The following is a 14004-nucleotide window of genomic DNA, read 5'->3' as shown; positions in this document are numbered from 1 at the left end:
GGTGGTCGGTTCCGTATGGGTTAGCTGGCAGCGAGCGTGCGCTGGGCGGCTTCGACGATGCGTTCGACGCTGGGCAGGTACTTCATTTCCAGACGGAACAGCGGAATATGCGTGTCGAAACCAGTCACGCGTTCGACCGGAGCGAGCAGGCTGTAGAGGCATTCCTCGGACAGGCGCGCGGCGATCTCGGCGCCGTAGCCGGCCGTTTTCGGAGCCTCGTGCACGATGACGCAGCGGCCGGTCTTGGTGACCGATTCGGCGATCGTGTCGAAGTCGAGCGGCGTGAGCGTGGCGACGTCGATGACTTCGGCGCTGATGCCTTTCTGCGCCAGTTCGTCGGCGGCTTCGAGGCATTCCTTCACCTGGGCGCCCCAGGTGACCAGCGTGACGTCGGTGCCGTCGCGCAGGACGAAGCACACGTCCAGCGGCAGCGCTTCGCCGTCGTCGGGCACTTCTTCCTTGTACTGGCGGTAGATGCGCTTCGGCTCGAAGAACATCACCGGATCGGGATCGCGGATAGCGGCCAGCAGCAGGCCGTAGGCGCGCGCGGGCGACGACGGCATGACGACGCGCAGGCCCGGGATGTTGGTGAACAGATGCTCGTTCGCTTCGGAGTGATGCTCCGGCGCACGGATGCCGCCGCCCCACGGGGCGCGCCACACGGCCGGTACCGTCATGCGACCGCGCGTGCGGTTGCGCAGACGCGCGGCGTGGCAGGCGATCTGTTCCATCATCGGATAGATGAAGCCCTCGAACTGGGCTTCGGCGACCGGCTTCATGCCCTGCACGGCCAGGCCGACGGTGACGCCGGCGATGGTGGTTTCGTCCAGGGGCGTGTCCAGCACGCGCCATTCGCCGAATTTTTCCTGCAGGCCCTGCGTGGCGCGGAACACGCCGCCGTTGACGCCGACGTCTTCGCCGAGTACCACGACGCTTTCGTCGTGCGCCATTTCATAGGCGAGCGCCTGGGTAACGGCTTCGATAAGAGTAATTTGTGCCATGGGATGGATTCCTTACGACTGGCGATCGAGGGAGGCGACGAAGTCGCGCTGCGCGACGAGGTCGGCGGGGAGTTCGGCGTACAGATAGTCGAACATCGCCGTCGCCGGCTGGGTCTTGGTCTCGAGGTATGCATCGACCTCTTTGTCCATCCAGTCGTCGCATTCGGCCTTCCAGGCCTCTTCCTTCGCTTCGTCCCACTTGCCCTTCGCTTCCAGCCATTTGCGCAGGCGCGGCACCGGGTCGCGGTCCCAGGCGTCTTTCACTTCCTGCTCGCCGCGATAGCGGCGGGCGTCGTCGGCGGTGGTGTGGTCGCCGAGGCGGTAGGTGACCGCTTCGATGACCGAGCCACCCTGGCCGCTGCGTGCACGCTCGAGCGCGTCTTCCATCGCCTTGCGTACCGCGATGATGTCGTTGCCGTCGACCTGGATGCAGAACAGGCCGGCTGCCAGACCCTTCTGGGCCAGCGTATTGGCACCCGACTGGATGCGGCGCGGCACCGAAATGGCCCACTGGTTGTTCACGATCACGGCGACCAGCGGCAGGTTCTGCGCGCCGGCGATGTTGATGGCGCCGTAGAAATCACCCTTCGACGAACCACCGTCGCCGATGGTGCAGACGGCGACGCGCGGTTCCTTGCGGATCTTGAACGCGAGCGCGGAGCCCGCGGCATGCAGGCACTGCGTCGCGATGGGTACGCACCAGGCGAAATCGTGCTTCGGCGCGTCGGCGAAATCGTTGCCGCGTTCGTCGCCGCCCCAGTACATGTAGACCTCGCGCGGCTTCACGCCGCGATACAGCTGTGCGCCGTATTCGCGGTAGCTGACCGCCAGGGAATCTTCCCGGCGCATGGCGCTGCCGATGCCGACGTGCGCGGCTTCGTGGCCGAGGCACGAGGCATAGGTGCCGAGCTTGCCGGTGCGCTGCAGGGCGATCGACTTGGCGTCGAACACGCGCGTGGACACCATGAGCTTGTAGAGCTCGACCATATGGTCGAGATCCTTTGCGAATTCAGGCAGTTCCTTGCCAACTTCCTTGCCATCCTGGTCAAGGTACTGCAGGTATTCGATTTCGAACTTGGCGGCGATGGACACGACTCGCTCCCGGAGTGAGTAAAGATTTAGCGCATTACGAGGGAGGCGGCAGCCCATCCAGCGGGACGTGCACACACTTCAGACCTTTGCGGGGCGCACTAGATATCAGGGGTATTATGACGCGGCAAGGGACGGCGCAGCATACGGGGCCGTCTGGCCGGGGTGGTTAAAGCCGTGTAGAGACCGCACGTACCCTTCAAATAATCTTAAGATTGCGGGCTTAACTGGGGTATGGCGGCTTCATGACCGATCGGCAGCGTGAGCTCGAACCTGGCATCCGGACCGACCTCGAAGGTCGCCTGACCTATGGGTCATACCTGAGGCTGGACCTGGTCCTGGCGGCGCAGCAGCCGCTGTCCGACCCACCGCACCACGATGAAATGTTGTTCATCGTGCAGCACCAGACCTCCGAGCTCTGGCTGAAGCTGCTGATCCACGAGCTTCGTGGCGCCATGGCGCACCTGCGGGCGGACGATGTCGACGGCACCCTGAAAATTCTTGCGCGGGTCAAGCAGATCCAGCGCCAGCTTTACGAGCAGTGGGCCGTGCTGGCCACCCTGACGCCGACCGAGTACCTCGAGTTCCGCGAAGTGCTGGGCCCGTCCTCCGGTTTCCAGTCGTTGCAGTACCGCATGGTCGAATTCATGCTGGGCAACAAGCTCGCGGACATGCTCAAGGTATTCGAGCACGACCCGGCCGCACTGGCCGCCCTGCGCGAGGTGTACGAGGCTCCCAGCCTGTATGACGAATTCCTGCGTTATCTCGCGCGCCGCGGCCACGCGGTGCCCGCGTCCTTGCTGGACCGCGACGTTACCCAGCCGTACTGCAGCAACCCGGACCTGTTTCCCGCGCTGCGCCGTATCTACGAGGACACAGGGCATTACTGGCCGGAATACCACCTGTGCGAACAGCTGGTGGATGTCGAGGAAAGCTTCCAACTCTGGCGATTCCGCCATATGAAGACGGTGGAACGCATCATCGGCTACCGGCCGGGGACCGGTGGGTCGTCTGGCGTGGCCTTCCTGCGCCGCGCCCTGGAGCAGACATTCTTCCCCGAATTGCTGGAAGTCCGCACCGTTTTAGGCACCTGATGCTGCGCACGCATTTGACGGGGCACCGCCCGGGCGGTTAAACGTGCACGTCGCCTTCACGTCCAACGGAAGGACGCCGACGCCACCGTAACCCCAAGGGAAGCCCATGACGCCAGCCGTTACCGAGACCGCACGCCCCATCCCCGAATTCCCGCAGACGCTGGGTCACCCCCGTCCGCTGTGGATGCTGTTCATGACGGAGTTCTGGGAGCGCTTCGCGTTCTACGGCATGCGCTGGGCCCTGACGCTTTACATCGTGGCGCAGTTCTTCAACCACGATCAGGCCGGACAGGCCTATGCCAGCCGGACTTACGGCGCGTACCTGGCGCTGGTCTACGCTTCGGCGATTTTCGGCGGCTATGTCGCCGATCGCATCCTCGGCTATCAGCGCTCGATCCTGGTCGGCGCGGCCGTGATGGGCACGGGCCTGTTCATGGTGATGATGCCCAACCAGCAGATTTTCCTGGCCGGTCTGGCCACGGTGATCGTCGGCAACGGGCTCTTCAAGCCGAACATCTCGTCGCTGGTGGGCCAGATTTACGCGCCGGGCGACGATCGCCGCGATCGCGGCTTCACCATTTTCTACATGGGCATCAACGGCGGCGGACTCGTCGCGCCGCTGATCACCGGCTGGCTCGCTTCGGTGCTGAGCAATACGCCGATGGAGCAGAACTACAAAGTCGTGTTCGCCGCGTCGGGCGTGGGCATGATCTTCAGCCTGATCTGGTTCTGGATCGGCAAGCACCAGATGAAGGGTATCGGCGTGCCGCCGCCGGAGCGTAACGAGGCCAAGAGCCTGCTCATGGTCGTGGTCGGCATCGTCGTCGCTATTCCGTTGGTTTATCTGCTGATGGCCAAGGCTGGCGCGATCGTGATCGCGTGGTTGTTGGGGGCATTGTTCATCGGCGTGGGCGTGATGCTGGTCGTCGAGGCGATTCGTCACGGCAAGGTGCAGATCCATCGCGTGATCGCGATGTTGCTCCTGTTCGCGTTCAACGTGACTTTCTGGATGTTCTTCGAACAGGCCGGCAGCTCGTTCAACTTCCTCGCCGAAAATATCGTCAACCGCAATATGTTCGACGGTGCGTTCGTGTTCCCGACCGGCTGGTTCCAGTCGGTGAACTCCGCCGCGATCCTCATCTGCGCACCGCTGGTAGCGCTGGCCTGGGCGTGGTCGTCGCGCATCGGTCGCGAACCGTCGATTCCGCGCAAATTCGGCCTGGGCCTGATCTTCAACGCACTGGCGTTCCTGGTGCTGATGTATGCCCTGACCAAGACGGTCGACAGCAACGGGCAGATCCCGTTCTGGCCGTTGGCGCTGTGCTACGTGATGCAGACCCTTGGCGAGCTGTGCCTGTCGCCCATCGGTCTTTCGATGGTGACCAAGCTGGCGCCGAGCAAGGTCGTGGGACTGGCGATGGGCGGCTGGTTCCTGTCGACCGCCATCGGCAACAACCTTTCCGGTCTGCTCGCCGGCCATATCAGCGGCGAGAACGGCATGACCGTGCAGTCGGCGCTGGACGGTTTCACCTTCAGCTTCTGGCTGCTGCTGGGTGCCGGTGTGGCGCTGTTCCTGATCGCGCCGCTGATCAACAAGTTGATGCACGGGGTGAAATAAGAGCGGGGATTGGGGGCGGGCAGTGGGGGCGCGTTTCCGGCGCCCGTTTGAGGGAACGACACGCGCCGGGCAGGCGTTGCATCCGCTGGGCGTTATCAGTCCCCTCGGGCAATCGCCGGGGCTACGCCCCCGCTTCCCATCCCCCACCCCCGCTTTTTTACGCCGCCATCAGCTTGTCGAGGATGCGGCTCAGCCAAGCGCGCTCCTCGTCGTCCAGCTTCGCCAGAAGCTCGCGTTCGTGCTCGCGGGCGAGGGGGGCGACCTCGTCGTGGATCGCCCAGCCTTCGGCCGTCAGCTGCAGTACCGACCGGCGCTTGTCGCCGTCGTGGGTGCCGCGGTCGACCCGGCCGGCGTCGACCAGCCGCGCCAGCGCCCGGCTGACCGCGACCTTGTCCATGGCGGTCCGTTCGGCCACCTCGCGCGCCGACAGCCCCTCGAAGCGGGCTAGCACGGCCATCACGCGCCACTCGGTCATACTCAGCTCGTAGCGCTGCTGGTAATCGGCGGCGATGGCCTGACTGACCGTGTTCGACAGGATCGAGAGCCGGTAAGGCAGGAAATGTTCGAGTTCCAGGGGCGCGTGCGCCACGTTCGGTCTGGCGGACATGCTGCGCCGCTCCTTGCAAATGGTTTCATATGAAACTATAACTTAAGGATACCCAGCGCAAACCGTTTTGCACGCCAGGAGACCCCCATGAGCGCCCAGACTAACATCGGTATGGAAGTCACCACCTTCGAGAACCCGCAAGGTGTCGATGGCTTCGAATTCGTCGAGTTCGCCGCGCCCGATCCGGCGCTGCTGCACAACCTGTTTCCGCGCATGGGCTTTATCCCCGTCGCGAAGCACAAGACGAAGAAGATCACGCTCTACCGCCAGGGCACCTGCAACTTCCTCGTCAACGAAGAGCCCGATTCCTTCGCCGCTGACTTCGTGGCCAACCACGGTCCCAGCGCCTGCGGTTTTGCGATCCGTTTCAACCGTCCCGCGACCGACGTCCTTGAGACGGCGCTCGGCAACGGCGCGGACAAGCTCACCCACAAGACCGAAACGCTGGCTCTCGATGTGCCGGTCATCGAAGGCATCGGCGGTGCGGCGCTTTACCTGATCGACAAGTACGGCGAGAAGGGCGAAGTCTACGAAGACGAATACGACTGGCTGCCGGGCGTCGATCGCAACCCGAAAGGTTTCGGCCTGACCTTCATCGATCACCTGACGCACAACCTGCACTTCGGCAACATGCAGAAGTGGTCGGAATATTACGAGCGCCTCTTCAACTTCCGCGAAATTCGTTACTTCGACATCAAGGGCGCGAAGACGGGTCTTGTTTCGAAGGCGATGACCGCGCCGGATGGCATGGTCCGCATCCCGCTGAACGAGTCGTCGGACGAGAAGTCGCAGATCAACGAGTACCTGAACGAGTACAAGGGCGAAGGCATCCAGCACATCGCCATGTTCACGGACAACGTCTACGAAACCGTCGAGGCGATGCGCGAGCAGAACGTCGCGTTCCTCGATACGCCGGACACGTATTTCGAAGTGATCGACCTGCGCATGCCGGGGCACGGCGAAGACGTGGCGCGGTTGCAGAAGAACAAGATCCTGATCGACGCGGACGACGAGACCAAGAAGAAACTGCTGCTGCAGATATTCACGCAGAACAATATCGGTCCGATTTTCTTCGAGATCATCCAGCGCAAGGGCAACGAAGGTTTCGGCAACGGCAACTTCACGGCGTTGTTCGAGTCGATCGAGCGCGACCAGATGCGTCGCGGCGTTCTCTGACACAAAGGCCATCTCGCCATGACGACACCGGGATACCAGTCGGGATTCGGTAACGAGTTTGCCACCGAGGCGGTGGCGGGAACGTTGCCCGTTGGCCAGAATTCGCCGCAGCGCGTCGCGCACGGACTGTATGCCGAGCAGCTTTCAGGCTCGGCATTCACCGCGCCGCGTCACCAGAACCGGCGCAGCTGGCTATATCGCATCCGGCCCGCGGCGCAGCATTCGCCGTTCGTCGAGTTACCGACGAAGGCCTTCCACAATCGCTTCGACGAAGCGCCGGCGACGCCGAACCAGTTGCGTTGGGATCCGCTGCCAATGCCGTCGGAACCGACGGATTTTCTGGACGGTCTGACAACCATGGGCGGTAACGGCGGTCCTGCCGATCAGACGGGGTGCGGTATTCATCTGTACGTCGCGAACCGATCGATGGACGGGCGGTTTTTCTACGATGCGGATGGCGAGCTGCTGATCGTGCCGCAGCAGGGACGACTGCGTATCGCGACGGAACTTGGCGTGCTCGATGTCCAGCCGCTGGAGATCGCGGTGATTCCGCGCGGCATCCGGTTCCGGGTCGAACTTACCGATGGCGAAGCACGTGGTTACGTCGCCGAGAACTTCGGCGCGCACCTGCATCTGCCCGATCTCGGCCCGATCGGTGCGAACGGTCTCGCCAATTCGCGCGATTTCCTTACACCGGTAGCGTCCTTCGAAGATGTCGACGGCGAGTTCGAACTCGTCGCAAAATTCCAGGGCGGGCTGTGGTCGGCGCGTATCGACCATTCGCCGCTGGATGTCGTGGCGTGGCACGGCAACTACGCGCCGTACAAGTACGATCTGCGCCTGTTCAACACCATCGGATCGATCGCCGTCGATCATCCCGATCCGTCGATCTTCACTGTACTGACGTCCGCCAGCGATACGCCGGGAACGGCGAATATGGACTTCGTGATCTTCCCGCCGCGTTGGCTGGTGGCCGAGCACACGTTCCGTCCGCCGTACTTCCATCGCAACGTGGCCAGCGAATTCATGGGCCTGATCGATGGCGCGTACGATGCCAAGGCCGGCGGTTTCGTCCCCGGCGGGTCCAGCCTGCACAACTGCATGAGCGGACACGGGCCGGATGCGGCCAGCTTCGAGAAGGCGAGCGCCGCGGACACGTCGAAGCCGGATCACATCACCGGTACCATGGCCTTCATGTTCGAGACGCGCAAAGTCATTCGTCCGACGACACAGGCGTTGTCGTCGCCCCAGCTTCAGGGCGATTACTACGAATGCTGGCGCGGACTGAAAAAGCACTACAAAGGGAACGCATGAAACTCGGTTCATTGAAGGAAGGCGGTCGCGACGGCACACTGATCGTCGTCAGCCGCGACCTGACGCAGGCGGTAAAAGCCACGGGCATCGCATCGACGATGCAGGCGGCGCTGGACGACTGGCATGCCGCGGCACCGCGCCTGAATGCGTTGTCGGAGCAGTTGAACGGCGGGACAGCACCCGGCGCTTTCGCGGTGGATTTCGCCGCGCTTGCCGCGCCGTTGCCGCGCGCCTATGAATTCGTGGATGGCAGCGCCTACCTGCCGCACGTCGAGCGCGTGCGCAAGGCCCGTGGCGCCGAAGTGCCCGAATCGTTCTATTCCGATCCGCTGATGTATCAGGCGACGAGCGCGGGTTTCCTCGGGCCGCGCGATGCGGTGGTCGTGTCGAGCGAGGCATTCGGCATCGATCTGGAAGCCGAGGTGCTGGTCGTTACCGACGATGTTCCGATGGGGGTCACGCCCGTACAGGCCGCCGAGCACATCCAGTTGGTCGGCCTCGTCAACGACGTGTCGCTGCGTGGCCTGATTCCGGGCGAACTGGCCAAAGGTTTCGGCTTTCTGCAATCCAAGCCGCGTTCGGCACTATCGCCGGTTTTCGTCACGCCCGACGAGCTGGGCGATATCTGGCGCGACGAGAAACTGCATCTGCCGATGCTGACCTGGATCAACGGCGCATGGTTCGGCGAAGCCGAGTGCGGCGTCGACATGCAGTTCGACTTCGCGCAGCTCGTCGCGCATGCCGCGAAGACGCGTCCACTGACGGCCGGTACGCTGGTCGGCTCCGGCACGATCGCCAATCACGATACGTCGAAGGGTGCGTCGTGTCTCGCCGAACAACGCACGGTCGAAACCCTGCGCGACGGCAAGGCCAGCACGCCGTTCCTTTCGTTCGGGGATACCGTGCGCATCGAAGTGAAGGACGGGCAGGGCGTGTCGATCTTTGGCGCTATTGAGCAGACGATCGCGAAGGCGTAGTTCGCTTCTTCCGGGATTCGCAAACAAAAAGGGTTCCTCTCGCTTTTTCGGGGGACGGCTCGGCTTTGCCATCGCTTTCGCGCTCGGACGTTTCGGGGGGAGCCGTCGGCCACCACCCTCGACGCTCCGGCTTCACCGTCGCTCGGGGAAGGAGAGCCGCTGCGCGGCTTTTGTTCTATGGCTGCGCCCCGTCGCGCCCGCGCTGTGGGCGGGGGTTTTTGATTCGGCATCCTTGCCTCAGCAAAAACGGCGGACCGTCCAGGTCCGCCCCCTGCGGGCCTGGTCCGCCCGCCGCGCTCGGTTGCGCAAGTCGCGTCGAGGGTGGTGGCCGACGGCTCTTCCGGATGCTGCGGTCACGTGGGGGAAAGCATCGCGTCGACGCATGGCCAGTGATGACCGCATGCCGGTCCCATCACGTGTTCGGCTCGCGCTCTGCCCACAGCCAACCGCAATCGACGGTGCCGTGGCCGGGTTGGCCCTTGGGGCCGCCTTAGCCGAGGGCCGCGATGACCCGTTGGAACGAAAGCGGGACTACGGCCCGCTCCCGCAGGGACGGCGCCGAAGGCCCCAAGGGCCAACCCGGTCGCGGCCTCCCCGACGCACGAGCGTGAGCCGACGAAGCCGCTAGTGACACAAGCCACGCAGCGGCGGTCCTTACCCAAAGAGCGGCCAGACGCGCGAGATCGTTCCCGCTAATGCGTGAAGAACCTAAAAAAAGGCCCGCGAAAGCGGGCCTTTTTTTTTCCGAGCTCAGCGGATTATTTCGCCGCCATCAACGCCTTGGTCATATCGAGCATGCGGTTCGAGAAGCCCCACTCGTTGTCGTACCACGAGAGGACCTTCACCAGCGTGCCGCCCATGACGCGGGTCTGCGTCGCGTCGTAGATCGACGAATGCGGGTTGTGGTTGAAGTCGATCGAGACCAGCGGCTTGGTGTTGGTCGTCAGGATGCCCTTCATCGCGCCGTTGCCGGCTTCGGCGATGACGGCGTCGATCTCTTCCTTCGTGGTCGCGCGCGCGGCGGTGAACACGAGGTCGACGACCGAGACATTGATTGTCGGCACGCGCATGGCGAAGCCGTCGAGTTTGCCGTTGAGCTCGGGCAGCACGAGGCCGACCGCGGCAGCGGCGCCGGTCTTGGTCGGAATCTGGCTGTGCGTGGCACTACGGGCGCGACGCAGGTCCGAGTGGTACACGTCGGTCAGGACCTGATCGTTCGTGTAGGAGTGGATGGTGGTCATCAGGCCGTTCACGATGCCGATCTTCTCGTGCAGCACCTTGGCGAGCGGCGCGAGGCAGTTCGTGGTGCACGAGGCGTTGGAGATGACCTGGTGGCCCGCGGTCAGCTTGTCGTGGTTGACGCCGTAGACGAACGTGCCGTCCACGTCCTTGTCGGCGGGGGCGGAGATGATGACCTTCTTGGCGCCGCCAGCCAGATGCGCGCCGGCCTTGGCCTTCGAGGTGAAGAAGCCGGTGGATTCCAGCACCACGTCGACGTCGTGCTCGCCCCAGGGAAGCTTCGAGGGATCGCGCTCGGCGAAGACCTTGATGCGGTCGCCGTTGACGATGAGGTCGCCGCCGTCGACGGACACTTCGCCCGGGAACTTGCCGTGCGCGGTGTCGTACTGCGTCAGGTGGGCGTTGGTTTCCGCATCGCCGAGGTCGTTGACCGCCACGATCTGAATTTCGTTGTTGCGACCTGCCTCGTACAGCGAGCGCAGGATGTTGCGACCGATGCGACCGTAACCGTTGATGGCGACCTTGATGACCATAAGCTGCGTCCTCTTCGAAGGGGTGCGGGTGGTTTAAAACCGTCATGTTAGCGGAAAGGCCCCATACCCGGCTTGCTGCGGCGCGGCGAGTTGTCATCTCCCGAAGGCACACGTGTGGCAGACTTCGTGGCTCGTTCACCTACGCCGATGCCATCCATGACCTCCTTTACCGCGCGCGGCTCCCTTGCCGCCCTCGTCGCGCTGGCCGTCTGCGCCGTCGCCCCTTCCGCCCACGCCTGGGGGGCCAACGGCCACCGCATCGTCGCCGATCTGGCCCAGCGCCAGCTGACGCCGCAGGCCCGCGCCCAGGTCGATCGCCTGCTGCATGCCGAGAACGCGAATTCGCTGAGCGATATCGCCAGTTGGGCCGACGAACTGCGGGATAACCCCGAAACGAAAGCGCTCGGCAAGGCTACCGGATCGCTGCATTACATCAATTTCGCCGATAAAACCTGCACTTATGTGCCGCCGCGGGACTGCTCTGACGGTCGTTGCGTGGTCGGCGGCCTGCAGAAGTACGTGGCGATCCTGGGCGACAGCAACGCTTCCGACGCCGACCGTGCGCAGGCGCTGAATTTCGTCGTCCATTTCGTCGGCGATGTGCACCAGCCGCTGCACGCCGGCTACCGCGACGACAAGGGCGGCAACGATTATCAGGTTCAGATGGACGGCAAGGGTTCGAACCTGCATCGCGTATGGGACTCGAGCATGCTCAACACCCGCGGGCTGAAGTGGCAGAAGTACGCGCAGAATCTGGCCGACAACGGTCCGGTCGTACCGCCGCCGGCCAGCGAGCCGCTGGACAATCCCTATGCCCAGTGGGCGGAGGAGTCCTGCCGGATCACCCGCGACGACGGTGTCTATCCGGCCGGTCACGTCATCGACGATGCGTACGTCAGCGCGGAGCTGCCCATCGCCGAGCGCCGCCTGCGCGAGGCCGGCAAGCGTCTGGCCGATCTGCTCAACAGTACCCTGCGGAACTGACCCGGGCGTGGGCGGGAAATTTCATAAGCCCGTCCACGTATTCCCTCGATTGAAGCCTGTGCTAACTTCGTGAAATGACCGACATACAAGTACGCCGCACCAAGATCGTAGCCACCCTCGGCCCCGCCACCGATGCTCCGGGCATGCTCGAACGCATCCTGGAGGAGGGCGTCGACGTGGTTCGCCTGAACCTTTCGCATGGCCAGCCGGACGACCATCGCGCCCGTGCCGCCGCCGTGCGTGCCGCGGCGGAAGCCGTCGGTCGCGAGGTCGGCATCCTTGCCGACCTGCAGGGTCCGAAGATCCGCATCGAGAAATTCGCTGGCGGCCCCGTCGACCTGATGGCCGGCGATAGCTTCGTGCTCGACTGCCGTCCGGATGCCCCTCCGGGCAACGCGTCGCGTGTCGGCGTCAGCTATTACGGTCTGCCGAACGACGTGGTCGCGGGTGACGTGTTGCTCCTCGACGATGGCCTCGTCGCGATGAATGTCATCGAAGTGGTGGGCGCCGAAGTACGCTGCCGCGTTGCGATCGGTGGCCGTCTATCGGACCGCAAGGGGCTCAATCGACAGGGCGGCGGCCTCAGCGTCGCGGCGCTTTCGGATAAGGACCGTGCCGACATCAAGCTCGCCGCCGAAATGGGTGCCGACTTCCTCGCCGTTTCCTTCGTGCGTTGCGCCGAAGACCTCCACGAAGCGCGTCGTCTTCTGCGCGAAGCCGGCGGCGACGCGGCCATCGTGGCGAAGATCGAGCGCGCGGACGCTATCCCCGTTCTCGGCGAAATCATCGATGCCTCCGATGTCGTGATGGTGGCTCGTGGCGATCTCGGCGTGGAAATCGGCGATGCCGAGCTGCCGGGTCTGCAGAAGAAAATCATTCGCGAGTCCGTTCTGCGGAACCGTTCGGTGATCACCGCGACGCAGATGCTGCAGTCGATGGTCACTGCGCCGATTCCGACGCGCGCCGAAGTGCTCGACGTCGCCAATGCGGTCATCGACGGCACCGATGCCGTGATGCTGTCGCAGGAAAGCGCCGCGGGCGCGCATCCGGACAAGGCCGTGGCGGCGATGCGCCGCATCTGCCTCGGTGCCGAGCGCCAGTTCGAGCCGCGCGACGACCTGCGTCCCGGCATTCATCATCTCGACCGCAGCGACCAGGCCATCGCGCTGGCGGCCATGCAGCTTGCCGCCCAGGTCGGCGTTCGCGCCATCGTGGCGCTGACCGAGTCGGGCGCCACGGCGCAGTGGCTGTCGCGTTACCGCTTCGCCGTGCCGATCTACGCGCTGTCGCCCTCGGGCGTGGCCCGCCGCCGCATGCTGATGTTGCGCGACGTACAGCCCATCGATTTCGAACAGAACAACCTCGACCCGGCGCATACCGCGCGCGCGGCGCTCCAGCATCTGTTCGCGCTGGGCAAGCTGATCGAGGGCGATCGCGTGATCCTGACTCACGGCGACCATATCGGTCGCGGTGGCGGTACGAATACGCTGAAGTTGCTGATGATCGGGAAGGATGGGATCGCGGATAGTCTTCGCGACCTGTAATCCCGATCGTCCGCCGTGTCGCGACTGCCGCGGGTGGTCGCCGTGGGTCCGAAGCTTGCGCAGAGACGACGGGGAGAGGAGGAAAGTTTCCCTCGAGGTTCGTCGCTCCTGCGCAGGCAGGAGCCCAGCGCGGTGCGGCCGGTCGTCGCGTCGTCGTGGTTCGCGGCTCTTGTCGTCAGTGCGGGTTTTCGCAACACGCTCACACCCTCCCGGCGTTAAACTCAGTCCGACGAGTTTCCCAACGACCGAGGGCGCCATGACCAGCCGACTCACCCGTATTTCCCTTGCCCTGGCGCTCTGCACCGCGGCCATACCCGTGTTCGCCCAATCCCAGTCGGTAAAGAAGGTCGCCCCCGACCGCGTGCCGGTTTACTGGACGCTGACCAATAGCCATGTGGATGTCGACGTGCCCAACACGGGCAAGAACCTCGATCAGCCCGGCTGCGCGGCGGTCACGTACACCATCGGCGCCGATGGCGTGACCCGCGACCTCGTCGCCGTTCGTGTGGTGCCCGAGGGCGACCTCGGCATTCCCGCAGTCAGCGCCGTAAAGAACTTCCACTACGCACCGGCAGCCAATAACCGCCTGGGCAATCCCATCGCCACCTACTACGTGGTCGAGTTCAACATGCCCGCCGATCAGGCCAAACGCGCCGAAATCCTCAAGAAGTGTGTCGTGCCGGGCTACGCCCAGGCTTCCTGACCCCCTTGCTGCGGCGCCCCGTGGGGTGCCCGGCCTTGTGTCCTATACTTCGCCGGCTTTCTATCCGAGCCCCGACTTGCCGTCGGGGCGAGACCCGTCCTTGCGGTATACGCACCGCCCCGATC

At 64.1% G+C, this 14004-nt stretch carries 12 protein-coding genes; 8 read left to right on the top strand and 4 right to left on the bottom strand.

Features of this window, described 5'->3' with window-relative positions; genetic code table 11:
• Positions 1-20 precede the first annotated feature (20 nt).
• Both EC912_RS04945 and pdhA read right to left on the bottom strand, forming a co-directional pair.
• Positions 21-1001 carry an alpha-ketoacid dehydrogenase subunit beta gene (locus EC912_RS04945; protein ID WP_132142043.1) on the bottom strand — a complete coding sequence of 327 codons (981 nt, stop codon included), beginning with the start codon at positions 999-1001 and terminating at the stop codon, positions 21-23.
• Positions 1002-1013: 12 nt separating this feature from the next.
• Positions 1014-2093 carry a pyruvate dehydrogenase (acetyl-transferring) E1 component subunit alpha gene (pdhA, locus tag EC912_RS04940; RefSeq protein WP_132142042.1) on the bottom strand — a complete coding sequence of 360 codons (1080 nt, stop codon included), beginning with the start codon at positions 2091-2093 and terminating at the stop codon, positions 1014-1016.
• Positions 2094-2335: 242 nt separating this feature from the next.
• On the opposite strand from pdhA, the gene EC912_RS04935 reads away from it, so the two are divergent.
• Together EC912_RS04935 and EC912_RS04930 are read left to right on the top strand one after the other, a co-directional pair.
• On the top strand, positions 2336-3184 hold the full coding sequence (locus tag EC912_RS04935) for a tryptophan 2,3-dioxygenase (RefSeq protein ID WP_132142041.1): 849 nt from the start codon (positions 2336-2338) through the stop codon (positions 3182-3184).
• Positions 3185-3290: 106 nt separating this feature from the next.
• Positions 3291-4802, top strand: coding sequence for a peptide MFS transporter (locus tag EC912_RS04930; RefSeq protein WP_132142040.1), 1512 nt, complete (start codon positions 3291-3293; stop codon positions 4800-4802).
• Between the two features lie 157 nt (positions 4803-4959).
• Here the strand turns inward: EC912_RS04930 and EC912_RS04925 are convergent, their stop codons facing one another.
• The gene (locus EC912_RS04925) at positions 4960-5409 is read right to left on the bottom strand and encodes a MarR family winged helix-turn-helix transcriptional regulator (protein WP_132142039.1); all 450 of its coding nucleotides are present in this window, start codon (positions 5407-5409) and stop codon (positions 4960-4962) included.
• A gap of 111 nt (positions 5410-5520) precedes the next feature.
• On the opposite strand from EC912_RS04925, the gene hppD reads away from it, so the two are divergent.
• Genes hppD through EC912_RS04910 form a run of 3 tightly spaced genes read left to right on the top strand, consistent with a single transcriptional unit; the run spans position 5521 to position 8876 of the window.
• The gene (hppD, locus tag EC912_RS04920; RefSeq protein WP_132142789.1) at positions 5521-6585 is read left to right on the top strand and encodes a 4-hydroxyphenylpyruvate dioxygenase; all 1065 of its coding nucleotides are present in this window, start codon (positions 5521-5523) and stop codon (positions 6583-6585) included.
• Positions 6586-6603: 18 nt separating this feature from the next.
• Positions 6604-7899, top strand: coding sequence for a homogentisate 1,2-dioxygenase (gene hmgA, locus EC912_RS04915; RefSeq protein WP_132142038.1), 1296 nt, complete (start codon positions 6604-6606; stop codon positions 7897-7899).
• Positions 7896-8876, top strand: a complete 981-nt coding sequence (locus EC912_RS04910; protein WP_132142037.1) for a fumarylacetoacetate hydrolase family protein — start codon at positions 7896-7898, stop codon at positions 8874-8876. Before hmgA ends, EC912_RS04910 begins: the two co-directional genes overlap by 4 nt.
• A 758-nt stretch (positions 8877-9634) precedes the next feature.
• Here EC912_RS04910 and gap read toward each other — a convergent pair.
• A complete protein-coding gene (gap, locus tag EC912_RS04905; RefSeq protein ID WP_132142036.1) occupies positions 9635-10648 on the bottom strand; it encodes a type I glyceraldehyde-3-phosphate dehydrogenase in 1014 nt (337 codons plus the stop codon).
• 156 nt (positions 10649-10804) lie between these two features.
• On the opposite strand from gap, the gene EC912_RS04900 reads away from it, so the two are divergent.
• The 3 genes from EC912_RS04900 (at position 10805) to EC912_RS04890 (ending at position 13879) form a co-directional block, all read left to right on the top strand.
• Complete coding sequence (locus EC912_RS04900; protein ID WP_132142035.1) at positions 10805-11632, top strand: S1/P1 nuclease; 828 nt, start codon at positions 10805-10807, stop codon at positions 11630-11632.
• Positions 11633-11706: 74 nt separating this feature from the next.
• The gene (pyk, locus tag EC912_RS04895) at positions 11707-13176 is read left to right on the top strand and encodes a pyruvate kinase (RefSeq protein ID WP_132142034.1); all 1470 of its coding nucleotides are present in this window, start codon (positions 11707-11709) and stop codon (positions 13174-13176) included.
• Positions 13177-13432: 256 nt separating this feature from the next.
• Positions 13433-13879, top strand: a complete 447-nt coding sequence (locus EC912_RS04890) for an energy transducer TonB (RefSeq protein WP_132142033.1) — start codon at positions 13433-13435, stop codon at positions 13877-13879.
• The last annotated feature ends 125 nt before the right edge of the window (positions 13880-14004 follow it).

Origin of the sequence: Luteibacter rhizovicinus (assembly GCF_004342265.1) — a bacterium.
GTDB lineage: Bacteria > Pseudomonadota > Gammaproteobacteria > Xanthomonadales > Rhodanobacteraceae > Luteibacter > Luteibacter rhizovicinus_B.
The sequence above is the reverse complement of the archived record's forward strand: the minus strand, read 5'-3'. Positions and strand labels throughout refer to the sequence as shown.

Coding starts and splice junctions, on each gene's coding strand:
- EC912_RS04945 (WP_132142043.1), bottom strand. CDS start 1,001: ATGGCACAAATTACTCTTATCGAAGCCGTTACCCAGGCGCTCGCCTAT.
- EC912_RS04935 (WP_132142041.1), top strand. CDS start 2,336: ATGACCGATCGGCAGCGTGAGCTCGAACCTGGCATCCGGACCGACCTC.
- EC912_RS04930 (WP_132142040.1), top strand. CDS start 3,291: ATGACGCCAGCCGTTACCGAGACCGCACGCCCCATCCCCGAATTCCCG.
- EC912_RS04925 (WP_132142039.1), bottom strand. CDS start 5,409: ATGTCCGCCAGACCGAACGTGGCGCACGCGCCCCTGGAACTCGAACAT.
- hppD (WP_132142789.1), top strand. CDS start 5,521: ATGGAAGTCACCACCTTCGAGAACCCGCAAGGTGTCGATGGCTTCGAA.
- hmgA (WP_132142038.1), top strand. CDS start 6,604: ATGACGACACCGGGATACCAGTCGGGATTCGGTAACGAGTTTGCCACC.
- EC912_RS04910 (WP_132142037.1), top strand. CDS start 7,896: ATGAAACTCGGTTCATTGAAGGAAGGCGGTCGCGACGGCACACTGATC.
- gap (WP_132142036.1), bottom strand. CDS start 10,648: ATGGTCATCAAGGTCGCCATCAACGGTTACGGTCGCATCGGTCGCAAC.
- EC912_RS04900 (WP_132142035.1), top strand. CDS start 10,805: ATGACCTCCTTTACCGCGCGCGGCTCCCTTGCCGCCCTCGTCGCGCTG.
- pyk (WP_132142034.1), top strand. CDS start 11,707: ATGACCGACATACAAGTACGCCGCACCAAGATCGTAGCCACCCTCGGC.
- EC912_RS04890 (WP_132142033.1), top strand. CDS start 13,433: ATGACCAGCCGACTCACCCGTATTTCCCTTGCCCTGGCGCTCTGCACC.